Raw genomic sequence first — 26,555 nt, 5'->3', positions numbered from 1 at the left:
AGCTACTTCTAATTTGCTTCTAAAAATTACTATTTAGATTTATTATAAATAATTTGCAAATGTCAATTTAGTAAAATACATTTGCCAAAAATAAATATAATTTATAATAAGTCTAAATAAATACAAATGAAATATCAATTATTAACTTCATTATTATTTTTAACTACTTTTTTTGCCTTTAGTCAAAAATCAACAATAACAGGGGTTATAAAAGACAACTCTCAACAACCTATATCAGCAGTAAATATTTCTATAAAAAACACAGAACATGGTACACAAACTAACGTAAACGGAGAGTTTAAAATAGAGAATGTTAAAGAAGGGAATTACACTTTATCTATCTCTTATCTTGGCTTTAAAACAAAAGAGGTTAAAGTTTCAGTATCTAAAGACGAACAAAAAAGCATAGAAACGATTACTCTTTTTGAAGGAAATGAAATTTTAGAGGAAGTTATTATAGAATCTAACAGAAAAAATAAGTTCTCTAGAAAACAAAGTGCTTATGTAGCAAAAATGCCTTTAAAAGATATCGAAAACTCTCAGGTTTACAATACAGTTACTAATCAATTAATTGTATCTCAATCTGTAAATACTTTAGACGATGCTTTAAAAAACGTAACTGGTGTTTCTAAACTATGGGCTTCTACAGGTAGATCTAATGATGGAGCTGCTTATTTTAGTAGTCGTGGTTTTTCTGTACAACCACAATTAGTTAACGGTGTTGCTGGTATTACAAATAGTTTTATAAACGCATCTAACATAGAGCGTATAGAAGTTATTAAAGGGCCTTCTGGTACTTTGTTTGGTAGTGCTGTAACTTCTTACGGAGGTTTAATTAACATTGTAACTAAAAAACCATACAACGGTACAGGTGGTAATATTTCTGCTAGTTATGGTTCTTTTGGATTTAACAGATTAAATGCTGATATAAATGTTACGGATAAAAGTAAAAAACTATCTTTCCGTTTAAATACAGGTTATCAAAACGAAGATAGTTTTCAGGATGCTGGTTTAAAAAAATCTTTATTTATAGCACCTGCTATTTCTTATAAAGTAAATAACGATTTAACGCTTAATTTATCTTACGAAGCAAATTCTACTGAACAAACAAACGGAGTATCTTTATTTTTAAACAGATCTGCGCCTTTGCATTTTACTGATATCGCCTCTTTAGATTACGATACAAACTTATCTTTTACAGATAATAGCGTAACTATCAAAAGTCCAACTCAAAATTATAGAGCAGAAGCTGCTTGGAAAGTTTCTGACAATTGGTCTTCTCAAACAATTCTATCTGGTAGTACTGCAAAATCTAGTGGTTATTATACTTATTTATGGAATGCTGCCGACTATACTACTGGCGTTGCTGTTGGTACACCTTATTTTGCCATGTATATGCAAGAGTTAGACACCAAAACAAATACTTTTAACGCGCAACAAAATTTTGTTGGAGATTTTAAAGTTGGTGAATTAAGAAACAAATTATTAGTTGGTGCAGACTTTTTATCTAAAAAAATTACAGATAATAGCTCTAACTGGGGATATTTACACACAGTAACACTTCAAGGTGATTTACCTTACGGAGAACCAGTAGTAAATGAAACTAATTTAGAAACTGCATTAGCAGATTCTGGAAATTTAAATAGTGATCTTCGTCAGAATATTTTTGGTGCTTACGTTTCTGATGTAATTAATATTTTACCAGAATTGTCTGTTATGGCAAGTGTACGTTACGATAGGTTTCAATACGAAGGAGACCAAAATACAGATACAGATGATGATACTGAATATACTAAATCAACATTTTCTCCAAAATTTGGTATTGTTTATCAACCAATTTTAGACAAAGTTTCTCTTTTTGCCAATTATCAAAACGGTTTTTCTTACATAAACCCACAATATATTACAGACTACTCTTCAGGTGATGCCGTTACAACTTTACAGTCTTTTGATGTAGAAGAAGCAAATCAATTAGAATTTGGTGTAAAAACAAACATGTTTAATAATAAGTTAGAAACTACTTTAAGTTATTACAACATTAATGTTCAGAACAAATATTTATTCTATTCTCAAACTCAAGATGCAAAAGTTAATAGTCAAGGTTTTGAATTAGATGTAAATACAAATCCAATAGACGGTTTAAATATTCATACAGGTTTTAGTTATAATGATTCTGAAGTAAAAGATTCTCCATCTGCACTTTATTTAGAGGGTTTACGTTATCAAGAATCAGGACCAGATGTAACTTATAATTTCTGGGCAGATTATAAATTTACACAAGGTGCTATTAAAAATTTAGGTTTTGGTGCTGGTTTTAATGGTGCAAGTGAATATGACACAATGGTTGGTTATAAATATGCAACTGGTAGTTTCTATTTACCATCTTACACTATTTTTAACGCGGCTGTTTATTATGAAACTGATAAATTTAGAGTTAGCTTAAAAGCAAATAACTTTACAGATAAAGAATATTATTCTGGTTGGAGTACAATTACTCCAGAACAGCCAAGGTCTTTCTTAGGGACTTTAACATATAAATTTTAATTAATTTAATTAGTAATTAAGAGCGTCATAAAATGATGCTCTTTTTTTATTTTTGTCGCATGAAAACAAAAAAACTTATTTTTCAACTTCATAAAATCTTAGGATTAGCTACAGGTATTGTAGTTTTTATTGTTTCAATTACTGGCTGTTGTTGGGCTTTTAGAGACGAAATAGAAAGTTTATATGATGATTATAAAACGGTAGAATATAAAAATCAATCAGTAATTACAGTTACAGAAGCAAAAGAAATTGCTCAAGAAGTTTTTCCAGAAAACACGGTTCATGGTACTCTTTATAAAAAACAAAATGATGCTGTAGAAGTAATTTTTTATGATGCCGAACCAGAGTTTTATCAAAGTGTATTCCTAAATCCATATTCCGGAGAAATTATACAAGTTGATAACCATACAACCGGTTTTTTTGCTTTTATTTTAAAAGGTCATATGCGAATGTGGTTGCCTAAAGAAATTGGAGAACAAGTTGTAGGTGCATCAATATTAATTTTTATTTTAATTATTATTTCTGGTTTTATTTTATGGATTCCTAAAAAGCGTAAAAACCTAAAACAACGTTTAAAATTCGATTGGAAAAAAACTACAAAATGGAAACGCAAAAACTTTGATTTACACACCGTAACTGGTTTTTACATTTGTTCTTTAGCTTTATTGATTGCATTTACAGGTTCTGTAATGTCTTATGATTGGTTAAAATATGTAGTTTATAAATCTAGTGGTGGAGATAGAACTGTTTTCTTTGAAATACCACAAAATGTAGATTCTTTAGCAATTGCAAACAATACAAAACCCATAGATTTATTAATACCTAAATTACAAAATGCAAACCCAAATGCAGATAGTTTTGAGCTTCATTACCCAGAAACAAAAGACCAAAGTATCTACGTAGAAGTTTCTAATACAAAAGGTATTTATTACGACGCAGATTTTCGATTCTTTGATCAAAATAGTCTTAAAGAAATAGAAACTGAAGCAATTTATGGTAAATATAAAAATGCTACAATACCAGATAAAATATTAAGAATGAATTATGATATTCATGTGGGTGCCATTGGTGGCCTTACTGGTAAAATTATTGCATTTATTATTAGTTTACTAACAGCTACGTTACCTGTTACTGGTGTATTACTTTGGTATGGTAGAAACTATAAAAAGAAAAAGACTACTCTTACATAAACTTTAAATAGTCACTTTTTTTTAGCATCTTTATATCTTCTTAAAAAGAATAAAGATGTCTTCTAATTCCAGAATTTCTCGTGCTTTTAAAAATGCCAAAAAAATTGGTTTTAATGCAGATTCTAAATTTGTATTTTTTAGCGATTCTCATAGAGGAAACAACGGTTTTGCCGATGATTTTGCTCGCAATAGAAATATGTTTAAATATGCTTTAGAGTATTATTACAAAAACAATTTTACGTATATAGAGCTAGGTGATGGTGATGAACTTTGGGAAAACAGAAACTTTACAAGAATATTTAAAGCCAATAAGCACATTTATTTATGGTTAAAAAAATTTCATGATAACAATAGATTACATTTAATCTGGGGAAATCATGACATGAAATATAAAAATCCAAAAACGGTACGTAAGAATTTATATCACTTTTACGACACAGTATCAGATACCACAAAAGAATTGTTAGTTGGTGCTAATTTTTCTGAATCTATTGTTTTAGAAGATGAAAAAACAGGAAAAGGAATTTTTCTTTTACACGGCCATCAAGCAGATTGGTTTAATTATATTTTTTGGAGATTGAGTAGCTTTTTGGTGAAAGTACTATGGAAACCGCTGCAAATTTTAGGTTTTTCAGACCCTACAAGTCCTGCTCAAAACTTTAAAGAACGTATAAAAGTAGAAAGAAGATTAGAAAAATGGATTGTAGCTAACAACAATCAAATGATGATTACAGGCCATACACACAGACCTCGTTTTCCTGATAAAAACGAAATTCCGTTATTTAACGATGGTTCTTGTGTTCACCCAAGGTCTATTACAGGTATCGAAATAGAAAACCATAAAATTACTTTAATTAAATGGCATATTATTACCAACAATAGCGGTATTATACAAATTAAAAGAACCATTTTAGAAGGTCCTGAAAACTTAAATAATTATATGAAATAATTTGATTTGCTGTTCTAATACAAATACCGCATTATTTTTTTCTTCTGTTGATGAAATCCCTACACATATATGGACGAATTTAGGATGTACAAAAAATATTTATTTTCATCCAGATTATTTAAAATCATTAGAAAAAAACCATTCAGAAATTACATTCTCTTACATTGTTTTGGTTGATGAAGATAACAAACCAACTGCTTTTGCAAGTATAAAAATTGTAGATTTTCATTTGAGTTCAATCAAAAAAGAATTCGATTTTTTAAAAAAAATTGGTAAAAAACTACATATATTTTCAGATAATAAAACTTTAAAATTGTTAATCTGTGGTAATGTTTTTGTGAGTGGAGAACATGGTGTTTTTATAAAAACCAATCAAGATAAAAAAGCCATTGTAAAAGAATTAGCAAAAAGCATCCATCATTTTATAAATGCTGATAAAAAATTAAAAAAAGAAATTGATGCTTTCTTAATAAAAGACTTTGCAAACGAATCGTTATTTATTACTGATGAATTAACCGATTATAGTTATCATCCATTTTCTGTAGAACCCAACATGCAACTTACTCTTAATGAAAATTGGCAAACCTTTGATGATTATTTAGCAGCCTTAAAAACTAAATTTAGAGTTAAAGCCAAAAAAGCATTTAAGTTAAGTACAAGCATCACATTTAACGAAGTTACCTTAGAAAACATAGAAGAGATATTGCCAAAAATAAAAATATTGTATCAAAAAGTTGCAGAAAACTCAAGTTTTAATTTGGCTAATTTCAACTTAGAAACTTACAAAGATTTAAAAGAAAAATTAGGCGACAATTATATTTTAAAAACGTATTGGATTAACGATAAAATTGTAGGGTTTATTTCAGGTGTAATCAATAACAATTCTTTAGATGCACACTTTGTAGGTATCGACTATCAACTAAATAGAGAATATGCCATTTACCAAAGAATGTTATACGATTATATAGAAATTGCAATTCAAAAAAAATTAAAAACCATTAATTTTGGAAGAACAGCCAGCGAAATAAAAAGTTCTGTTGGAGCAAAACCACAAGATTTAACAATGTATCTTCGCCATAAGAAAACTATAAAAAATAAAATTTTAAAGCTATTTTTGCAAAGAGTACAACCAACTCCTTTTCAACAAAAATCCCCTTTTAAACTGTAAAAAACGTTTATGAAAGACAATAAAGAACTTATAGAACTATTAAATTTAAAAGAAATTGAAAAAGATACTTTTTCTGGAAAAAGTGTAACTATAGGAAACTCAATTGTCTTTGGCGGACAAGTTTTGGCCCAAGCCATAAACGCTGCATATAGAACAATACCAGCAGGTAGGTTTTTACATTCTTTACATTCTTATTTTTTAGAAGCCGGAGATTTAACAATACCTATATCATATAAAGTAGTAGAAATTAGAGATGGTGGTAGTTTTTCTACTAGAAGAATTACAGCATCTCAAAACGAAAAAACTATTTTTATTTTAGCTGCCTCTTTTCATAAAAAAGAAGATGGTTTTGAGCATCAAACCACAATGAACATTGATATTAAACAGCCTGAAGAATTATTGAGTTGGGATGAAATGCTAGATCAATTTGGAGATTTTTTACCAAAATCAATTAAATCTTTTTTAAGCATTGAACGCCCAATTAGTTTTAAACCAGTACGTGTTCCTAATCCGTTAGAACCAGAAAATTTACCCGAAAAAGAAGATATTTGGTTTAAATTAAAAGGAGATATTCCTAAAATGGACATCACTTTAAAACATCAATTATTAACTTATATTTCTGATTATAATATCTTAAACGCTGCCTTTAACCCAAATGCAAAAGATTATAATTTTTACAATACACAAACGGCAAGTTTAGACCATTCTATGTGGTTTTTTAGAGATTTTGATTTTGATGATTGGTTGTTATTTTCTACCGAATCGCCAAATGCTTTTGGAGCAAGAGGTTTATCTAGAGCAAATATTTATACAAGAGATGGTAAATTAGTAGCCTCTGTTGCACAAGAAGGTTTGTTAAGACCTATTAAAAAATAAAAAATATGAACGAAGCTTTAATGTACGTGCTTACCACAAACGGATTGTTATTTTTAATAAGTATTATTTTCTGGAAATTTCCTCCAAAAAAGATTAACAGTCTTTATGGTTATAAAACACCAAAAGCCATGTTAAATCAACAAATTTGGGATTTTGCAAATGCTACTTTTAATCAAAGTTTATTAATCTATGCAGGACTTTCTTTTATCGCTGGTTTAGCATTTGCTACCATACTTAATGCAGAATTAACTTGGCAACCTATGGCTTTTGTTTTTTTATCTATAATTGTAAGTATCATAAAAACAGAAAAAGCGCTAACAGATAATTTTACAGAAGAAGGTAAAAAGAAGAAAAAGTAAAAGTTAACTAGATAATATCAACTAAAAACAGTTTCTAAAATTTGTAGAGATTTTGGTTTTCTAAAACCATCTATATGTAATTCGAAATATTTAATAATTGTTTTTAAAACGATTTGTCTTTCTTGTTTACTAAAAGACACGTTTTCTATATCATCAAAATTAATACTTAACAGTTTTTTAAATTGATACAATTCGTTACCAGAAATAATATTTTTTTGAGATATTAAATCAGAGAAAAGACCTTCACTTAAATCGAAACCAAATTTATCTATCTTAGATAAGTCTGGATAAAACCCTAAAAAACGAGTTAAGTTCAATAAAAAAAGCAGGTGAAAATTTGCAATTTTATCATGTAAATCTAACCAAATAAGTCCGGATTCTAAATACTCAAAAAGAGCTTTATTTTCTTCTTCTTCCTTGATAGAATAAGACAAAACTTCTGATAAAAATAAGACTACAGATTGTTTAACAATATCTCTATAAATTGTTTGGTAAGGGTTAGAAACCTGCACATCTTTAATAGCATTTAAAGTTCCTTTGTTATTATGACTAGCAACAATATTTAATTGTGTTAAAGGTTGAAAATAAGCTGCTTTTAAACCTCCTTTTTTGGCTTTTAAAATCCCTCTAATTAAATAAGATTTTACACCTTCTTGTTCTGTATAACATTTTACAATTAAACTTGTATCACCAAATTTTAAAGAACTTAAAACAATTGCTTTTGTATTTACAACAGCCATTTAATTTACAATTGCAATTTTAGTAACACTTGTTTCGGTATCATCATCATTAGATAATAAAACAATATAAACACCAGAGGCTACTTTATTACCAGCAAGATTTTTTTTATCCCAAACCACTTTTCCTCCTTGTAATTCTTGCCCTTCTACAACATTGGTTTCATAAACCAAGTTACCAGCTACATCTAAAATTTTTACATTTGTTCCGTTTGGTAAATGAGTTCCATTTCTACCATCAATAGTTACTGTTTCATGATTTCTTAATGCAGGATTTGGGTACGCATAAACTTCTCCTAAAACATCACCAAAAGGAGCTACTTTACTATTATAAGCTACAATACCTTTGTTAGTTGCAAAGTAAACTTTACCAGTACTATCATCAACCCTTATTTTTGAGATCTTATTAGATGGTAAAGGAGAATTATCCATACTAAAATTAGCTAAAGTTGTTTGACCATTAGGGTTTGTATAAATAACACCTCCGTTATCTGTACCAAACCATTTATTATCTGCCCCATCAATTACAATGGTATTAACTGTTTGGTCTCCTAAAAGTCTTTCTCCAAATCCATCTTCATTACCATTAATAACTACTGCATTTGCATTTGGTGTATCATCATCAAAAATACCAGAAGCATTACTATACATAACCAAGCCAGATTTAGTACCTATCCAAACTCTATTACTTGCATCTATTGCCACAGTTAATACATCTCCATCTGGTAAATTACCAAGGTTTGCTGTAGCAATTAAAGCTTTTTTTCTACTTCCGTTTTCATTAAAAACAAATAGCCCATTTCTTCTTGTTCCTATCCAAACACTATTACTTTTATCAATAGCTATTTCGCTTAAACCTAATTGTAATGGTACGGTTTTTAAAGAACTTAAATCAAAACTAGACCATTGGCCAGAAGTAGATAACTTCTTAAGCTCTTCATTAAAATTAATACTTGCTACCCATAAATTTCCACTAGAATCAAAAGTAGTTCCACTAACTCTTACAGATACATTTGCATAAGTATTATTTGCATAAACATCTTCTAAAGTACTATTTAAATGATTATAAAATGTTTTTACTTCATCATTTTCTACCACTAATAAACCTCCTGTAGAAACGCTATTAATAGCAGCTGTATCACCAAAAGAACTTATATAAACCCTATTTTCTGCCTCAGGATCTATAGAAATAGCATTTAAATCTATAACCGGGTAATTTGGGTCAAAATTAGTATTTACCCAACTTTCTCCATTAAAATGACTAAACCCCTTTTTATTAAACAAAGAACCGTAAAAGGAATTATATCCTCCATAAACTACCCAAACATCATTATTATTAACTGCAATAGAAAAAACATCATTTTCTAAAGGACCTTCTGGATGAATTTCTTTATAATTTGATATTTGACTTGTACTTGTATTTAAAACACCAAACTCATTAGTTGCTAAATAAACTGTTTCTTCTTCAAAAAAAGAAGTATTTAAAGTAAAGTCTAAATCTGCGGTTGTATTAAATTGATACACTACATTTAAAGTAATATCTAAAATTTGAGCTTGCTTATTTAAAGCTATAGATAAATAAGAAGGAGAACTTTTTATAGAAATAATTGTTTCAGAAAAACTTTTTACCTCCATTAAATTTCCTGTATTTATTTCATATAATTTTTCTTCTGATATTGTAAAAATACGATCGTCAAAACTAGTTATTTCTTTAAAACTTTTATCTGAAAATTGTTGCTCCCAATTATTAGAATCTATTAAAAAATTACTTGTTATGCTCGCTGAAAAAACACCTAACTCTGTAGCCGCATATATGATATCTTTAAAAATTAATGCTTGGTTCACTTTTACAGAACTAGATCCAAAACCAATAAAATAAGTATCTCCAAATTCTAAATTATCAATATCATACACCACAATACCAAAAGGCGTAGATAAATACAATTTATCATTATACTCTGTAATATCATTAATACTTTTTTCTCCAGATTGATTAAAACTAACAATATCTGATGATACCGTTATCAATCCATCACTATCTACAACTTCTATTAAACCATTTTCGTAACCAATAATCAATCTTTTAAAAGTATTACTGTAATGGATAGCACTTGTAGTTTCTCCTGATAGACCTTGTATTGAAGATACTTTTTCAATTTCGTTAGTAGAAATATTATAAGTAAAAATAGCATTGTCTGCCAAGGCATAAATAACATCATTTACCTTTACAAAATCTTTTACATTATTGTATGAGTAAAAATCTTCCCAAGAGTCGCTATAATCTGTTTGAGTGTAAGCAAAAACACAAAAAAACAATAGATATAGAGATAAAAGGTTTTTCATTTTTTAATATTTAGGTTTTTCAAAGATATTTATTTCTTAAAACAAAACGATGTGTTATAGATTATAAGTATATAAAAAGATCAAATAAGTACTTATATTTGTGTTACTAAATTTAGTAACAAAGACTAAGATAATACGTTTTATTCTTATGTATGTTAAATTATATAAATAAAGAAGATGAGAATAATTACTTTAGATGACTTTATTGATACTTATTTTAAAATAATTCAAAGAGGTAGCGGGTTTTTCTTTTCTAAATTTACTTTTAATAAAGAAAAAAGAACTAAAAGTGCTTTTGATAATACCTCTTTTATCTCCTCTTATTTTTGGTCTATTCCTAAAGTTTTAGAACGTTGGAATATTTTGATTACTGGTAAAAAAAACCAAAATTATATAGATTTTTTAACACAAGATTTTTTAAAAGACAAATCTGGCTTAAGGTTACTTTCTTTAGGTTCTGGCATTAGTAATAGAGAAATAGATTTAGCAAAACATAGCGCTATTTTTAAAGAAATTGTTTGTGTTGATATTGCTGATAATTTATTAAAAATTGCGGCAAAAAATGCAGAAGAAAAAAATGTTACAAACATTACATTTCTAGCAAAAAACATAGATGTTTTAGATTTTAAAGAAAATGATTTTGATATTATATTTTTTAAATCTTCTTTACATCACTTTGATAATATTGAAAATTTTTTATCCGGTAAAATAAAACACACGTTAAAACCTGATGGATTATTAATTATTAATGAGTTTGTTGGGGCTACAAGACATCAATTTTCTAAAACACAAATTAATGCTATTAATGAAGTAATTAAATCTATTCCTAAAAAATTTAGAACAAGATTTAAGAGTAAATTTCACAAAAATAAATATAGAGGTGTAGGTACCATTAGAATGATTATGGCAGATCCATCAGAATGTATAGACTCTGCAAGTATTATGCCTTCTATCCATAAAAATTACAATACACTTGTAGAAAAACCTTACGGAGGAAATTTATTAATGAGTGCTTTAAGAGACATTTCTCATCATTTTTATGAACTAGACAAAGAAAAAGAAGTCATTTTAAACAAACTTTTTAAACTAGAAGACGAGTATTTAGAAGAAAATCAATCTGATTTTGTTTTTGGAATTTACGAAAACAAAAAAAGAAAATAACTATTATGAATTTAGAAATAGAGAGAAAATTTTTAGTAAAAAATGATGATTATAAAAATGAAAGTCATACTAAAAAATACATAAAACAAGGTTATTTAAATTCTGATAAAAGCAGAACTGTAAGAATTAGAATTGCTGATGAAAAAGCTTTTATCACCATTAAAGGAATTTCTAACAATTCTGGTACTACAAGATTCGAATGGGAAAAGGAAATAGAAAAAAAAGAAGCAGAAAGTCTATTTTTACTTTGCGAACCTGGTGTTATAGAAAAAACTAGGTTTTTAGTAAATGTAGATCATCATACATTTGAGGTTGATGAATTTTATGCTGATAATAACGGTTTAGTTGTTGCCGAAATAGAATTAAGTTCAGAAAACGAAAATTACAAACAACCAACTTGGTTGGGCAAAGAAGTTACCAGCCAAAAAAAATACTATAATTCTAGTTTAAGTAAACATCCTTTTAAAGATTGGTTGTAAAAATTTTACTGTTTTTTACAAATAATAAATCGCCAAAAAATGACTGATACTGCCTAATAACACAAATACATGAAATATAGCATGGTTATAAGGTAACTTTCTAATAGAATATAAAATTGCACCAACTGTATAAAAAATTCCGCCAGTAACTAACATTTTTAAAGAGTAACTAGACAAAGCGTTCATTAAAGGTTTTACAAAAAACATTATTTGCCACCCCATTAATAAATACATGGCTGTAGAAAGTTTATCAAACCTACCGGTAAAAAAAAGCTTTAGAATAATACCTGTTAAAGCAAAAAGCCAAACTGCTAAAAACATATACCAACCCAAATTAGAGTTTAAAGCAACCAAACAAAAAGGAGTATAACTACCAGCAATTAAAACATAAATTGCAGTATGATCAAAAATATTTAATTTTCTTCTTCTTTTTGGTTCTTTTGCAGCATGATAGAAAGTAGAAGCTGCATATAAAATGATTAAGCTAAACGCATAAACAACAAAACTAGTTATTTGCCAAAACTCTTGATAAGTAAAAGCCTTTAAAATTAAAAAAGGAAACACAATAACACTTGCCAAAAAACCTAAACCGTGAGACCAAATATTTAAGTTTTCTTCTTTTTTACTATAAAGGTGATTTAAATTCTCGCTCATTATTAGGTCTATTTGTATCTTTCATATATTTTTTATCATTCAACAAATCATTGTACATCAAATTAAATGTTTTGTCTTTTAAATCATCCATATCATCCAAAGTAAAATCTTTAGTTTCTACAAATTTATGTTGATGTACTCTTAAAACTCCTACACCTCCTTTAAAAAAATTCCAAGAAAATAGACGTTTACAATCGTAATAAACTTGTGGTACAATCGGTATCTTAAATTCTATAGCTAAACTAAAAGCGCCTTTTTTAAAGGGTGATAAAACTACATCTTCGGTTGGCACTAATCCTTCAGGAAAAATTGCTATACTTACTCCGTTTTGTAATCTTCTTTTTGCTTCTTTAAAAACTCTTTTTCTACTTTCTGCACTACTTCTATCTACTACAATAATTGCTTTCTTATAAAAAAAACCAAAAACAGGAATCTTTGCCAACTCTTTTTTACCGACAAAAACAATTGGATTTTTACTTAGTATTACTAATAAAAAAGGATCTATTAAAGAAGTATGATTTGGGCAAAACATATAACTTTTATCAGATTGAATTCTTTTATCAAATTGTCTTTTTATACGAAAACCCATTCCGTAAACTAAACTCTTAGAAATAAACCTCATTACTTTCCATAACAAATGATAGTATTCCTCTTTTAGTGTAAACACAAATAATAAAGGAGACGTTAAAAGGATTAATACAATCATTAAAACATAAAACCATAAACGCCAAATTAGAAGAAAAGGAATTTTAATATACTTCACAATACTAGTAAGTGTTAATTAAAAAAATAAGATTTTAAGTCTGCAAAAATACTAATATTCTTTTGTTTGATTGGTTTTCATAAACAAAAGCTTATTTTTGTCTCTACAGAGAAATTTTAAAATTTCTCAAATAAAAAAGATAAAAAACGAATTAATGTCTAGAATTTTAACCGGAGTTCAAAGTACAGGAACACCACATTTAGGAAACTTATTAGGTGCCATTTTACCCGCAATAAAAATGGCTAATAGCCCAGAAAATGAATCTTTTATATTTATTGCAGATATGCATTCTTTAACACAAATTAAAGATGGAGATTTATTAAGAGAAAACACTTATAGTGTTGCTGCTACTTGGCTTGCTTGTGGTTTAGATATTAACAGAACTATATTTTACAGACAGAGCGATATACCACAAGTAACTGAATTAACTTGGTATTTGAGCTGTTTTTTCCCTTATCAAAGATTAACATTAGCACATGGTTTTAAAGATAAATCTGATAGGTTAAGTGATGTAAATACAGGTTTATTTACCTACCCAATGTTAATGGCTGCTGATATTTTATTATATGATGCAGAAATTGTACCTGTTGGTAAAGATCAATTACAACATTTAGAAATGACACGTGATGTTGCCAATAGATTTAACAATATCGTTGGCGAAACCTTGGTTCCGCCACAAGCAGGAATACAGGAAAACACCAAATTAGTACCTGGAACTGATGGTGAAAAAATGAGTAAATCTAGAAATAACCTTATCAATATTTTCTTAACAAATAAAAAGTTAAGAAAACAAATAATGTCTATTAAAACAGACAGCTTAGGTTTAGAAGAGCCTAAAAACCCAGATACTGATAACGTTTTTGGTTTATATAAATTATTAGCTTCAGATGAACAAATTGCAGAAATGAGAGCTAATTATGAAGGCGGAAATTATGGTTACGGTCATGCAAAACAAGCACTTTATGAATTAGTTATTGAGCAATTTGCTCCTATAAGAGAACGATACAATCATTTTATGGAAAATAAACATGAACTTGATGCTGCTTTAGAAATAGGTGCAAAAAAAGCAACAATAGTTGCTAATGATGTTCTTAAAAGAGTTAGAGCTAAAATAGGTTATTAAAAGCTAACTTATCAACATAAAAAAAACCGAAAGTTATTACTTTCGGTTTTTTTTATAAATTATGTTTTCTACTTAATCTTCATCGATTTGGCAATCGCTTCTAATTCGAATATAAATGCTCTTTTATTTACAGATGGCGCATATGTAAATCCTTCAAAAACAATTAATCTTTTATTTTTCTCATCTACTACCGTATAATTTATAAAAGGACCCGCCATAAAATCGTTTTTAACCTCCCATTTTCCACGAGTTTCATAAGCTATCTTACCATCTATCTCTGCATCAAAAGTAAAAGGAGTGTAAGCCTCTTCTGTAATCATATACATTGTTTCTGCATCTGAACCTGGTATATGTTCTTTACCAATTTTATTTCTAATAGCCACAATACTATCAGAAACCTGAATCCCATCTTCTAAAGGTACCGAGTATATTAAAATATTGTTACTTCCTGTTTTTGCTATCCCACTTGATAAATGCTGACGTAACCATAAAAAATTTCCTGTATCATCTACGTAGTTAAATTTATCATTAATTGTTAATGAAATCCCTAAATTTTGTATTGTTTTAAACTGTGTTTCATCTAATTTACTTTTAGAGAAAAGATTTTGTGTGTATCTTATGTCTGATTCTAAAAAAGTCTTAATAATTTCTTTTTCATGCTTTTTAAATAAAGCAACCACACCTGCATCATCTTTAGCATATACATAAACAATGGTTTGCGGACTTGCATAAATATCGTTCTTGATATAAAACTCTTCTTTGTCAGAAACACCAATTATCATAATATTTCTACTTACCTTCATCATAGTATTAAAACCATTTGGTGCTACTTGAGAAACAGATAAGGTAGACTCTGGCTGAGGCAAACCAACCATAAGTTCTCCAAAAGAATTTCTTATTTCTTTACCAATATCACCATTCCAATCGCTAGATTGGGTAACAACCATTACTTTATTTACCTTACCTACAGAACTTCTTAAAACATATTTATCTGATGACCCATTGCAAGAAACTAATAAGATTGTAAATAATATTAGTGTAAATATTTTTTTCATAAGATTAACTTTTAAATACTTTTGAGTTTGATTATTGGTTTTATATTAACAAATACTGTTCCATTCTTTAATTTTATCTAAAGAAACGTTTTATTTTTTTTATGAGAATGCAATAATCAATATTTATTATAAAAAAAGGCAATTCTACTGCTTTTTTCTATTAATAATATTAATTATGAGCCTATTTTTCTTGGATAAACAGATAATCTTTGACCTATCTTTAATCTACTGGTTTTTAAACCATTCCATCTTTTTAACTCACTTACACGAACTCCAAATTTATTAGCAATCTTACCTAAATAGTCTCCACTTTGTACTTTGTATCGAATACGTTGATCCATTTCAAAATACTTTGGTAAAGGTTTTTCTCTACTTGCATCATCTGCATCAGCTAAAGCATAAATTTCTTTTTCTTTATCTAAAAATTCTACCACTTTATTACTCGGTAATCGCAAGGCATAATTTCTATCCTTTACATAAGGTATAATATCTAATTTGTAAGAAGGATTTAATTCTGTTAACACCTCTTCATCAATATTAATTTTTTCGGAAATTTGGTCTAAACCAATAGTTCTCTTAATTTGAATTGTATCAGTCTGAAAGTTAAAAAACTTTGGTAAATCAGAATATATATTATGCTCACTCGCATATTCGAAAATATACATAGTTGCATAAAAAGCAGGTACATAACCAGCTGTTTCTCTTGGCAAATAGGGTCTTATATTCCAATAATTTTTAAATCCGCCAGAACGTTTTATTGCTTTTCTTACATTTCCAGGTCCAGAATTATATGCCGCTAAAGCCAAATCCCAATCACCAAAAATGGTAAATAATTGACTTAAATATTTACAAGCAGCAATGGTAGATTTTACAGGATCTTGACGCTCATCTACATAAGAACTTACCTTTAAGTCAAACTCTATTCCTGTACCATACATAAACTGCCATAAGCCTGTTGCACCAACTCTAGACTTTATTCTCGGTCTTAAAGCAGATTCCACAATAGCTAAATATTTCATTTCTAAAGGAATGTCATATTGATCTAAATATTGCTCAAACATCGGAAAAAAATATTTTGCTTTCGCCATTAAAGCTGGATAATATTTTTTTCTACGTAATAAGTAACTATTAATTACTTTTTCTAAAGCCGGATTAAACTCCAAATCAAAAGGTGTTTTGCTATTTAAACTAGCAAGCCTAGTCTTTAATAAATCTGTAGTTAATGTTTTATTTGTATTCCCAATAATATCTATATCATCAATTACATACTCTAAAGTATCTATTAAAGATGAATTAAACTTTTGATTTATCAATAAACTATCTATTATATCTAACTCTCTATCAGAAAAATAGCTTTCTTTTACAGGGTTAATTATAGAATCGTTTTCTATTAGTATAGTGTCTCTATCTGTATTTTTACTATTATTTTCTTGTTGACTAAAAACAGAAATACTAAAAAATAATAGGAATAAAAATTTGTTCATAAATTATTAAATATCTAATTCTAGGGCAATTGGACAATGATCTGAATGCTTAGCTTCTGGCAAAATATAAGCTCTTGTTATTTTATCTTTTAAAGGATCAGAAACCATTGCATAATCTAAGCGCCAACCTTTATTATTTGCTCTAGAATTTGCTCTGTAACTCCACCAAGAATATTCTTGTCTTTCTGGATTTAAATAACGAAAACTATCTATAAAACCACTATTTATAAACGCTCCCAACCAAGTTCTTTCTTCTGGTAAAAAACCTGAAACACCTTTCATTTTTGGGTTGTGAATATCAATTGCATTATGACAAATATTATAATCGCCACAAATTACTAAATTAGGAATTTCTTGTTTTAAATTATTGATGTATTCTTGAAATTCATCCATATAATTAAACTTAAATCCTAGTCTTTGTGCATTGGTACCGGAAGGTAAATACAAGCTCATTATAGAAACTTCATCAAAATCTACTCGAAGATTTCTACCTTCAAGATCCATAGTTTCAATACCTGTTCCGTAAGCTATATGGTTTGGTTTTTCTTTACAAAAAATAGCTACCGAAGAATATCCTTTTTTTTGCGCAGAAAACCAATAGTGATAAGGATAACCTGCGTTTTCGAACTCAGTTACATCTAATTGCTCTTTATGTGCTTTGGTTTCTTGAATACAAATTACATCTGGATTTGCAGCTTTTAACCAATCTAAAAATCCTTTTTTTAATGCGGCTCTAATTCCGTTTACGTTGTATGATATTATCTTCATTTATCTTTTTTAATTCTCTAAAAGAGAAATACTCTTCACTTTAATTATTAATCTAAAATAATTGGTTCCTTTAAAAAAAGCCATTTTATTTGTTTTGTTTTGCCTGTTTGTGTTAAAATTATTTTCTTTCTTGGTGATAAAATAAAGGCAACAACACTACAAACTCCTATTTTTAATGGAAAGCTATCTGTTGTATAAACAAAATCGAAAATCCACATAAAAACAATAATCAAAATTGGATAAATTAACCAATATACTTTTTTAAATAATTTCATACTAAATATTCATTTCTGGTATTTCTCCATTTATAATTAAAGTTCCTTCCGTTGCTGCTTCAATTTCTTTTACATAAACTCCTGGAGCTCTTTCTAATAAGTAAAACTCATTATTCTTTACTTCTAAAACCGCTAAATTAGTCACAACTTTTGTAACACAACCAACACCAGTTAAAGGCAACGAGCATTTTTTTAAAATTTTAGATGCTCCACGTTTATTTGTATGCATCATGGCTACAATAATATTTTCTGCAGAAGCAACTAAATCCATTGCTCCACCCATTCCTTTTACCATTTTCCCTGGAATTTTCCAGTTGGCAATATCACCATTTTCTGCCACTTCCATTGCACCAAGAATTGTTAAATCTACGTGTTTACCACGAATCATAGAAAAACTAAGTGCAGAATCAAAAAAGCTTGCTCCAGGCATTGTTGTAATAGTTTGTTTACCCGCGTTTATAATATCTGCATCTTCTTCTCCTTCAAAAGGAAAAGGTCCCATTCCTAAAACACCATTTTCACTTTGAAATTCTACCTCTATATCTTCTCTTACGTAATTGGCTACCAAAGTAGGAATGCCAATACCTAAGTTTACGTAAAAACCATCTTGAACTTCTTGTGCAATTCTTTTTGCTATTCCGTTTTTATCTAACATAACCTAGCTTTTTTGTCTTACAGTTCGTTGTTCTATTCTTTTCTCGTAATTTTTTCCTTCAAAAATTTTTTGAATAAATATCCCTGGAATGTGAATATTATTTGGGTCTAATTCTCCCACAGGTACTAACTCTTCTACCTCAGCAACTGTAATTGTTGCCGCACCACACATATTAGGATTAAAATTTCTAGAAGTTCCTTTAAAGATTAAGTTACCAGCAGCATCGCCTTTCCAAGCTTTTACAAATGCAAAATCTGCTTTAAAAGCAGATTCTAAAACATACATTTTACCATCAAACTCTCTAGTTTCTTTTCCTTCCGCAACCTCTGTTCCGTAACCTGCAGGTGTATAAAATGCCGGAAATCCAGCTTGTGCTGCTCTACATTTTTCTGCTAAAGTGCCTTGTGGTGTTAACTCTACTTCTAATTCTCCTGACAACATTTGTCTTTCAAACTCTTCGTTTTCGCCAACATAAGAAGAAATCATCTTTTTTATCTGCTTGTTTTGAAGCAATAAACCCAACCCAAAATCATCTACACCAGCATTGTTAGAAATACAAGTAACCTCTCTAATATTTAGTTTAACTAATTCTGCAATTGCATTTTCTGGAATACCACACAAACCAAATCCGCCTAACATAAAAGTCATTCCGTCTTTAACACCTTTCAAAGCATCTTTAACATTATCTACTTTTTTGTTGATCATTTTTTATAATTTTTAACGGATTTACAAGATACTAAATCTGTATGAAATTAAAAATCAATATCTTCTTCAGGTTCTACAATTTTTTCTTCATCATCAACGTCTTTTCCGCTACAATCTATGTTAATTGTTAAATTTTCTGGTTTTTCAAAATCTTCTTGACTAATATTTAGCGTTTTATCTGCATAACATTTTTTCATAAACAATGCCCAAGTAGGTAAAGACATTGTTGCTCCTTGTCCCTTTGCTATTCCTGCAAAGTGTGTTGATCTTTCTTCTCCACCAGTCCAAACACCAGTTGCTAAATTGGGTACAATACCCATAAACCAACCATCAGACTGATTTTGAGTTGTACCTGTTTTACCTGCTATTGGATTTATAAATTTATAAGGATAACCTGTTACATAACCTGGTTTTTCCCAAGGAAGTCTTAAACGAACTCCAGAACCCGATTGCGTTACACCTTTTAATAAATCTAACACTACATAAGCAGATTCTTCACTTAAAACCTCTTTAGTTTCTGGTGTAAATTCTTCTAAAACTGTTCCGTTTTTATCCTCTATTCTTGTCACAATCATAGGAGATACTCTTAAACCTTTATTAGCAAAAGTAGAATAAGCACTCACCATTTCATACAAAGATAATTCTACTGCACCCAATGCTATAGATGGGTTTGCCTGAATATTACTTTCTATACCTGCAGATTTTGCTAAACGAACAACATTTTCTGGAGAAACCATATCTATCAATCTTGCAGACATAGTATTTACAGATCCTGCCAAACCATCTTTTAAGGTTAACATTCCTCCATATTCATCGTCAGAGTTTTTTGGAGTCCAAGCTTCTGCTATTCCATATTTACCTTGCGGAATTGTATAAGGTATATTTGGATACTCGTCACAAGGAGATAATTTTAATTGATTAATTGCTGTAGCATAAACAAAAGGCTTAAATGTAGAACCTACTTGTCTTTTTTGCTGTGCAACCGCATCATATTTAAAATGTTTGTTATCTATACCACCAACCCATGCTTTTATATGACCAGATTGTGGTTCTACTGATAATAATCCTGATCGTAAAAAATACTTGTAATATCTTACAGAATCTATGGGAGACATTATTGTATCAATATCACCTTTCCAAGAAAAGACACTCATTTCTGTTTTTGTTTCAAAAATTTTATCAATTTCTTTTTCTGACTTTCCTGCAATTTTTAATCTTTTATATCTGTCAGAATTTTTTTTCCCTCTTTCTAAAATTCTTTTAATTTGAGAAGGTTCTAAATCATAAAAAGGAGCTGTTTTATTTCTTTTTTGTTCCTTAAAAAAGTAAGATTGTAAATTAGATACATGTTCTCGTACAGCTTCTTCTGCATATTTTTGCATTCTAGAATCTATAGTTACGTAAATCTTTAAACCATCTCTAAAAATATTATACTGCTCTCCATTAGGTTTGGGATGTTCTTTTACCCATGTTCTTAAAAACTTTTGTAGATGTGTTCTAAAATAAGTTGCAGAACCATCACTATGCCCTTCTTTATGAATATCTAAACCTAAATCTAATTGTTGTAAAGAATCCTTTTCTTTTAATGATATAAAATCATTACGCGTCATTTGTTTTAAAACTACATTTCTTCGTTGTTTTACTAAAGCAGCTCTTCTTAAAGGATTAAAATAAGAAGAATTTTTTAGCATCCCCACTAACATTGCAGACTCTTCTACATCTAATTCTTTCGGTTCTTTTCCAAAATAAATACGTGCTGCAGAACGAATACCTACTGCCTGATTTAAGAAATCGTACTTATTTAAGTACATTGTTAAAATTTCTTGCTTAGTATATTGCCTTTCTAATTTAGTAGCAACAACCCATTCTTTTACTTTTTGAAGAACTCTTTTTACTTTATTTCTAGATTTTTCTCCTGTAAACAACATTCTTGCTAACTGCTGCGTAATTGTACTTGCCCCACCACTTCCTGGTTTTAAAACAGCTCTTGCTGTACCTCTAAAGTCAATACCAGAATGCTCATAAAAACGCTCGTCTTCTGTTGCAACTAAAGCCTCTACAATATTTTGTGGTAAATCTTTATATTTTATAGGAGTTCTATTTTCTTTAGCATACTTTCCTAAAGTTTTACCATCAGAAGAAATAACTTCTGTTGCCAAATTATTTTCAGGATTTTCTAATTCTTCAAAAGTTGGTAATGTTCCTAATAAACCCCATGAAGCAAATAAAAATATTAATATCAATATAGAAAATCCTCCAAGAACAATTCCCCAAAACCATTTAAGATACTTTTTAAAACTTATTTTTTTATTCTTTGCCATAATAAAAACGGTTTCTCAACATTGTTGAGATTTCAATAATTTGTATTTACTGTAAAAACAGCGATTTATTCTAATTTTTCGATACTAAAACCAACATCCTGAATTCCCTTTAAAAATTCAATCGGATTAACGTCACCATTTTTTCTCATTGCATGATGTACATTAAACACATATTTTCCTGGAATAGGGAAAACCTTTTTCTCTTTATAAAATAATTTATTTTCTTTTAATTCTGAAAATCCTGTTCCTAAAAATCGGCCTGTTTCATCTGTCATTTCGTACTGTAAAGTATCAACAACAATGTTTCCATTAGGAAAATTAAGCTCTGTAATTAAATATAAATTACTATACTGGTAATCATTATTATTCCTAAGATGGATAAACAAATTTTTAGGTGAAATAGTATCTTTTACATCAACCTTAAATGATATTTTCTTATTTGCTTTCCATCCTTGTTTATCGATTGATTTATATTCATTAAAATCAATAGCATCACTACAAGAAAACATTAAAAAAATAGATAATAAAACAATTAGAAAACTACTTCTTTTCAGAACTGTTGTCATTTTTAGGGTTGTTATTTTTACGATTTCTATTATTCCTTCTCGGTTTATTTACCTTTTTAACTTCACCTTCTGGTTTATTTGCATTCGCATTTCCTTGAGGTTTTGGTTTTGGCTTCTGCTGAGCTCTTGGTCTAGGCCTTGGTTTCGGCTTAGGCTTTTGACTTGCTTCTGGCTTCTGTTGCTGTTGTTTTGGTTGCTGATTTGTTTGTTTCCTTGCCTGAGGCTTTCTTTTTTGATTAGGATTTGGCCTTTGTCTAGGACTTGGTTTTGTATTGCTATTATTATTAGCAACTGCAGCAACAGGTTTTTTTCTATTTCTGTTTCTATTATTTCTCTTACGCTTACTAGTTTTTGGCGCATCAAAACGAGTTAAACTATCTTGACCAACTGCATCTTCAAAATCAACCTTTACAGGAATCTCAATTTCAGATTCGTATTCTTCTAACGAAATAGATTTCTCATTATTTTTATTTAAATCAATTATTTCTAAAACCTGATCTAAAGTTAATCGAAACCATTTAAAACGTTCTTCTTTATAAGTATACCAAAGATGTTGTTTAAAAATATCCATCTTAACAAATACAGCATCTCCTTTTTCTGTTTTTAATACAACATCTTGTTTCGGAAACGTTTTTAAGGCGTCCAAATAAGTATCTAATTCAAAATTTAAACAACATTTAAGTTTACCACATTGTCCCGCTAACTTTAACGGATTTAAAGATAATTGCTGATAACGTGCAGCAGATGTTGTTACTTTTCTAAAATCTGTTAACCAAGTAGAACAACATAACTCTCTACCACAAGAACCAACACCACCTAATCTTGCAGCTTCTTGTCTTGCTCCTACTTGTTTCATTTCTACTCGAATAGAAAATGCACTTGCCAAATCTCTAATTAACTGTCTAAAATCTACTCTTGCATCTGCTGTGTAATAAAACGTTGCCTTATTACCATCTCCCTGATACTCAACATCAGACAATTTCATTTCTAGACCTAGTTTACCAAGAATCTCTCTTCCTCTTCTTTGTGTCTCTTCTTCTTTACCCCTTACTGTTTGCCAAATATCAATATCTCTCTGGCTTGCTTTTCTAAAAATTCTCTTAACATCTTCATGATCCTCAGTAATTTTGTGCTTTTTCATTTGCACTTTTACCAATTCTCCAGCTAAAGAAACAGTACCGATATCATGACCCGGATTTCCTTCTACAGCGATAATATCCCCCATTGTTATAGGTAAATTATCTACATTTTTATAAAAATGTTTTCTTCCGTTTTTAAAACGAACTTCAAAAATGTTAAATCTTTCTTGACCACTTGGTAATGTCATATTAGACAACCAATCAAAAACTGCTAATTTTTGACTACCACTACCACAACTGCCAGACCCACAATTACCATTACTTTTACAACCTCTAGGTACACCATTTTCTGTTGTACCACAACTTCCACATGCCATGTAAGTATATATATTATATAGTTTCTAATATTTAACTGAAAGTTTTTGATAAAAACACAGACTAAAAATTAAAAAACGTATGATTCATAAATTGATTATCAATTAGATACAATAAACCCTCCTGATTTTCACTAATTCGTAAATATACGCATTCTTAAAGAATGAAAAAATAGATAAACAAAAGTTATCACAACTACTTATTTATTTAATTATACATCAAATATAATTTAAGTTTTTGTTTAATTTCTATGTGCTTTAGAATTCGTTTTGATTTAATTAGAATTCGTATAAAACTTTTTTAATACTATGATTAAACTTGTTTTACCTCAATTATTTTAACAGGACAGGCTTTTTTTGCTTCAACTGAACAATCGTAAATAGATTCATCAAATGACTTAATTGTAAAAAAACCTTTTTTTTCTATTGAATGCAACAACACAGATTTACCATCTTTTTTAGACATTTGAAACTGTTCTGGCGCAACCTCAACACAATAATTGCAACCAATACATTTTTTTCTTTGTAACGTAATTACAACCATTAGTTTGTTGAAAATTCAGTTTTTACAACTTTATACAATTTATCTGATCTTCTAATTTTAAAGTCTAATTTCATAGTAACTTCATCTCCTTTGGTTGCTTTTTCTGAAGGAATATCATTTACAAACATTTGCTTTAATTCCATTTCTTGACCTCCTGTAGTTGGGCCTGTAATTAAAATAGTGTCGCCAATATTTACATCATACGCATCAATTTTAAACTGACCTATTTTAGCTTTATCAAAATAATGTTCTCCTCTACCTAAAAAGACTTTCTTTTGCGTTGCATGAGAACCAGATTCTTTACTCCATTCTCCTAATTTCTGTCCTAAATAATATCCATTCCAAAAACCACGATTGTAGACTTTTTCTAGTTCTTGCATCCAAGAAATTACTTTTTCTTTATCGTAAGTTCCTGCAGCTAAACTATCAATTGCATCTCTATAACATTTAATTACTTTGGCAACATACTCTGGCGATCTTCCTCTTCCTTCAATCTTTAAAACTTTGATTCCTGCATCTCCAACCTGATCTAAAAAATCAATGGTACACAAATCTTTTGGAGACATAATATACTCATTATCCAACTCCATTTCAAAACCAGTTTCTTGGTCGATAACTGTATATTTTTTTCTACAATTTTGCTTACACGCTCCTCTATTTGCTGATGAATTTGATGAATGTAAACTCATATAACATTTACCAGAAACAGCCATACACAAAGCTCCGTGACCAAAAATTTCAATTTCAATTAATCTTCCAGAAGGGCCTTTAATTTGCTCTTTTTCTATAGCTTCTGTAATCTTTTTTACTTGACGCAAACTCAATTCTCTACTTAACACAATGGTATCTGCAAAAAGTGCATAAAATTTTACAGTTTCTATATTTGTAATATTTATCTGAGTAGAAATATGAACTTCCATTTGCTGTTCTCTTGCCATAGAAATTACAGCTTGATCCATGGCAATTACAGCCGTAATATTTGCTTCTTTTGCTCTTTTTATCAATGTTTTTACAATTGATAAATCATGATCATAAATAATGGTATTTAATGTTAAATAAGTTCTAACATTTTTTTCTGAACATCTTTTTGCTATTTCTTCTAAATCATCCAAAGTAAAGTTGACAGAAGCTCTTGCACGCATATTTAGTTGTTCTACTCCAAAATAAATAGAATCACAACCATTATCTAAAGCCGCTTGTAAACTTTCAAAGTTTCCAGCTGGCGCCATTAGTTCGATTTTTTGCATGATTTTATTTTTTGAATTTTAAAGCTTCTGAGCGTCCTTTTTTAAAGATTTTATTGCTATTTCCTTTGCCTTTTCTTAATTCTTTTTGTTCTTCAAAAGACAATTGAATTATTTCTTGGCAATCTGCAGAACAAGTATTTTCCATCTTTTCTGAACATTCATCACACTGAATAAATAATAAATGACACGCTTCGTTTGCACAATTTGTATGCTCATCGCAAGCTTTACCACATTGGTGACAATTAGAGACTACATCATCTGTAATACGTTCTGCTCTTCTATGATCGAACACAAAATTTTTACCAATAAATTTATTTTCTATTCCTTCTTCTTTTACTTGACGCGTGTATTCTATAATTCCGCCTTCTAACTGAAAAACATTTTTAAATCCTTTATGTTTGTAATAAGCTGATGCTTTTTCACAACGAATTCCACCAGTACAATACATCAATAAATTTTTATCCTCTTTATTGTCCTTTAAATCTTCTTCTATAATATCTAAAGAATCTCTAAAAGTATCAACATCAGGAGTTACAGCTCCATCAAAATGACCGATTTCACTTTCGTAATGATTACGCATATCTACACAAACCGTATCTGGATTTGCCAACATTTCGTTAAATTCCTTTGCATTTAAATGAACACCTTTTGCAGTAACATCAAAAGTATCATCATTTAAACCATCAGCAACAATTTTGTTTCTAACTTTTACTTTTAGTTTTAAGAATGATTTATTATCGTGTTCTACAGCTACATTCAATCGAATATCTTTCAAAAAAGAAATACTATCTAATTGATCTTTTAAAGCATAAAAGTTTTCTGAAGGAACCGATAACTGAGCATTTATACCTTCGTAAGAAACGTAAATTCTACCCAAAACATCTAATGCATTCCATTCTAAGAATAGTTTATCTCTAAATAATTGTGGATTTTCTATCTTGTAATATTGATAGAATGATATTGTAAGACGGTCTTTACCTGCCTCATCTATTAATGCAGCGCGTTCAATGGCGCTTAACTTATTGTACAGTTGCATGCTATACTAATTTGGTTAAACTAAATATTTTTGCAAATATAGTTAATTTTTAAAGTTAAGAAATTGAAAACTAAAAAGACTTTATCTAACTGATATTCAA

At 29.1% G+C, this 26,555-nt stretch carries 25 protein-coding genes; 9 read left to right on the top strand and 16 right to left on the bottom strand.

What is annotated here, in order from left to right:
* Window positions 1-126 precede the first annotated feature (126 nt).
* The 6 genes from ACJJVY_RS16030 to ACJJVY_RS16005 are packed head-to-tail and all read left to right on the top strand — an operon-like array spanning window position 127 to window position 7,086.
* On the top strand, window positions 127-2,544 hold the full coding sequence (locus ACJJVY_RS16030; protein ID WP_405611166.1) for a TonB-dependent siderophore receptor: 2,418 nt from the start codon (window positions 127-129) through the stop codon (window positions 2,542-2,544).
* 59 nt (window positions 2,545-2,603) lie between these two features.
* Window positions 2,604-3,734, top strand: a complete 1,131-nt coding sequence (locus ACJJVY_RS16025) for a PepSY-associated TM helix domain-containing protein (protein WP_405611163.1) — start codon at window positions 2,604-2,606, stop codon at window positions 3,732-3,734.
* A 55-nt stretch (window positions 3,735-3,789) separates the two neighbouring features.
* Window positions 3,790-4,683, top strand: coding sequence for a metallophosphoesterase (locus ACJJVY_RS16020; RefSeq protein ID WP_405611160.1), 894 nt, complete (start codon window positions 3,790-3,792; stop codon window positions 4,681-4,683).
* A 1-nt stretch (window position 4,684) separates the two neighbouring features.
* Window positions 4,685-5,851 carry a peptidogalycan biosysnthesis protein gene (locus ACJJVY_RS16015; RefSeq protein WP_405611157.1) on the top strand — a complete coding sequence of 389 codons (1,167 nt, stop codon included), beginning with the start codon at window positions 4,685-4,687 and terminating at the stop codon, window positions 5,849-5,851.
* Between the two features lie 9 nt (window positions 5,852-5,860).
* Window positions 5,861-6,727 carry an acyl-CoA thioesterase gene (locus tag ACJJVY_RS16010; RefSeq protein WP_405611154.1) on the top strand — a complete coding sequence of 289 codons (867 nt, stop codon included), beginning with the start codon at window positions 5,861-5,863 and terminating at the stop codon, window positions 6,725-6,727.
* A 5-nt stretch (window positions 6,728-6,732) separates the two neighbouring features.
* On the top strand, window positions 6,733-7,086 hold the full coding sequence (locus tag ACJJVY_RS16005) for an SdpI family protein (RefSeq protein ID WP_405611151.1): 354 nt from the start codon (window positions 6,733-6,735) through the stop codon (window positions 7,084-7,086).
* A 17-nt stretch (window positions 7,087-7,103) separates the two neighbouring features.
* On the opposite strand, the gene recO is transcribed toward ACJJVY_RS16005, so the two are convergent.
* Together recO and ACJJVY_RS15995 are read right to left on the bottom strand one after the other, a co-directional pair.
* Window positions 7,104-7,826 carry a DNA repair protein RecO gene (recO, locus tag ACJJVY_RS16000; RefSeq protein ID WP_405611148.1) on the bottom strand — a complete coding sequence of 241 codons (723 nt, stop codon included), beginning with the start codon at window positions 7,824-7,826 and terminating at the stop codon, window positions 7,104-7,106.
* Complete coding sequence (locus ACJJVY_RS15995; protein WP_405611145.1) at window positions 7,827-10,166, bottom strand: hypothetical protein; 2,340 nt, start codon at window positions 10,164-10,166, stop codon at window positions 7,827-7,829.
* A 177-nt stretch (window positions 10,167-10,343) separates the two neighbouring features.
* Here ACJJVY_RS15995 and ACJJVY_RS15990 point away from each other — a divergent pair, with 177 nt between their 5' ends.
* A complete protein-coding gene (locus tag ACJJVY_RS15990; protein ID WP_405611142.1) occupies window positions 10,344-11,327 on the top strand; it encodes a class I SAM-dependent methyltransferase in 984 nt (327 codons plus the stop codon).
* 5 nt (window positions 11,328-11,332) lie between these two features.
* A complete protein-coding gene (locus ACJJVY_RS15985; protein WP_405611139.1) occupies window positions 11,333-11,806 on the top strand; it encodes a CYTH domain-containing protein in 474 nt (157 codons plus the stop codon).
* 15 nt (window positions 11,807-11,821) lie between these two features.
* Here the strand turns inward: ACJJVY_RS15985 and ACJJVY_RS15980 are convergent, their stop codons facing one another.
* A complete protein-coding gene (locus ACJJVY_RS15980) occupies window positions 11,822-12,460 on the bottom strand; it encodes a hemolysin III family protein (RefSeq protein ID WP_405611136.1) in 639 nt (212 codons plus the stop codon).
* On the bottom strand, window positions 12,432-13,223 hold the full coding sequence (locus ACJJVY_RS15975; RefSeq protein ID WP_405611133.1) for a lysophospholipid acyltransferase family protein: 792 nt from the start codon (window positions 13,221-13,223) through the stop codon (window positions 12,432-12,434). The genes ACJJVY_RS15980 and ACJJVY_RS15975 overlap by 29 nt, the downstream gene beginning before the upstream one ends.
* Before the next feature lie 154 nt (window positions 13,224-13,377).
* Between ACJJVY_RS15975 and trpS the strand changes: the two genes are divergently transcribed.
* Window positions 13,378-14,346, top strand: coding sequence for a tryptophan--tRNA ligase (gene trpS, locus ACJJVY_RS15970; protein WP_405611130.1), 969 nt, complete (start codon window positions 13,378-13,380; stop codon window positions 14,344-14,346).
* Window positions 14,347-14,414: 68 nt separating this feature from the next.
* Here trpS and ACJJVY_RS15965 read toward each other — a convergent pair whose 3' ends face one another.
* The 12 genes from ACJJVY_RS15965 to ACJJVY_RS15910 form a co-directional block, all read right to left on the bottom strand.
* Window positions 14,415-15,401, bottom strand: a complete 987-nt coding sequence (locus ACJJVY_RS15965) for a DUF4837 family protein (RefSeq protein WP_405611127.1) — start codon at window positions 15,399-15,401, stop codon at window positions 14,415-14,417.
* Between the two features lie 173 nt (window positions 15,402-15,574).
* On the bottom strand, window positions 15,575-16,885 hold the full coding sequence (locus ACJJVY_RS15960) for a transglycosylase SLT domain-containing protein (protein WP_405611124.1): 1,311 nt from the start codon (window positions 16,883-16,885) through the stop codon (window positions 15,575-15,577).
* A 6-nt stretch (window positions 16,886-16,891) separates the two neighbouring features.
* Window positions 16,892-17,653, bottom strand: a complete 762-nt coding sequence (locus ACJJVY_RS15955) for an exodeoxyribonuclease III (RefSeq protein WP_405611121.1) — start codon at window positions 17,651-17,653, stop codon at window positions 16,892-16,894.
* A 47-nt stretch (window positions 17,654-17,700) separates the two neighbouring features.
* Entirely contained in the window at window positions 17,701-17,928 is a 228-nt protein-coding gene (locus ACJJVY_RS15950; protein ID WP_405611118.1) for a hypothetical protein, read from the bottom strand.
* Window position 17,929: 1 nt separating this feature from the next.
* Window positions 17,930-18,583 carry a 3-oxoacid CoA-transferase subunit B gene (locus ACJJVY_RS15945; RefSeq protein ID WP_405611115.1) on the bottom strand — a complete coding sequence of 218 codons (654 nt, stop codon included), beginning with the start codon at window positions 18,581-18,583 and terminating at the stop codon, window positions 17,930-17,932.
* Between the two features lie 3 nt (window positions 18,584-18,586).
* Window positions 18,587-19,288, bottom strand: coding sequence for a CoA transferase subunit A (locus tag ACJJVY_RS15940; protein ID WP_405611112.1), 702 nt, complete (start codon window positions 19,286-19,288; stop codon window positions 18,587-18,589).
* Window positions 19,289-19,335: 47 nt separating this feature from the next.
* Window positions 19,336-21,609 carry a penicillin-binding protein 1A gene (locus tag ACJJVY_RS15935; protein ID WP_405611109.1) on the bottom strand — a complete coding sequence of 758 codons (2,274 nt, stop codon included), beginning with the start codon at window positions 21,607-21,609 and terminating at the stop codon, window positions 19,336-19,338.
* A 65-nt stretch (window positions 21,610-21,674) separates the two neighbouring features.
* Window positions 21,675-22,175: a gliding motility lipoprotein GldH gene (locus tag ACJJVY_RS15930; RefSeq protein WP_405611106.1), complete on the bottom strand. Its 501-nt coding sequence runs from the start codon at window positions 22,173-22,175 to the stop codon at window positions 21,675-21,677.
* The gene (locus ACJJVY_RS15925) at window positions 22,150-23,631 is read right to left on the bottom strand and encodes a stage 0 sporulation family protein (RefSeq protein WP_405611103.1); all 1,482 of its coding nucleotides are present in this window, start codon (window positions 23,629-23,631) and stop codon (window positions 22,150-22,152) included. Before ACJJVY_RS15925 ends, ACJJVY_RS15930 begins: the two co-directional genes overlap by 26 nt.
* A gap of 310 nt (window positions 23,632-23,941) precedes the next feature.
* On the bottom strand, window positions 23,942-24,172 hold the full coding sequence (locus ACJJVY_RS15920; RefSeq protein ID WP_405611100.1) for a ferredoxin: 231 nt from the start codon (window positions 24,170-24,172) through the stop codon (window positions 23,942-23,944).
* Entirely contained in the window at window positions 24,172-25,419 is a 1,248-nt protein-coding gene (locus ACJJVY_RS15915; protein ID WP_405611097.1) for a peptidase U32 family protein, read from the bottom strand. The genes ACJJVY_RS15920 and ACJJVY_RS15915 overlap by 1 nt, the downstream gene beginning before the upstream one ends.
* 4 nt (window positions 25,420-25,423) lie before the next feature.
* Window positions 25,424-26,455, bottom strand: a complete 1,032-nt coding sequence (locus tag ACJJVY_RS15910) for a rhodanese-related sulfurtransferase (protein ID WP_405611094.1) — start codon at window positions 26,453-26,455, stop codon at window positions 25,424-25,426.
* Window positions 26,456-26,555 lie beyond the last annotated feature (100 nt).

It is taken from the genome of Polaribacter sp. Asnod1-A03 (genome assembly GCF_045063585.1).
Classification (GTDB): Bacteria; Bacteroidota; Bacteroidia; order Flavobacteriales; family Flavobacteriaceae; genus Polaribacter.
This window is presented reverse-complemented; position numbering and strand designations above follow the sequence as displayed.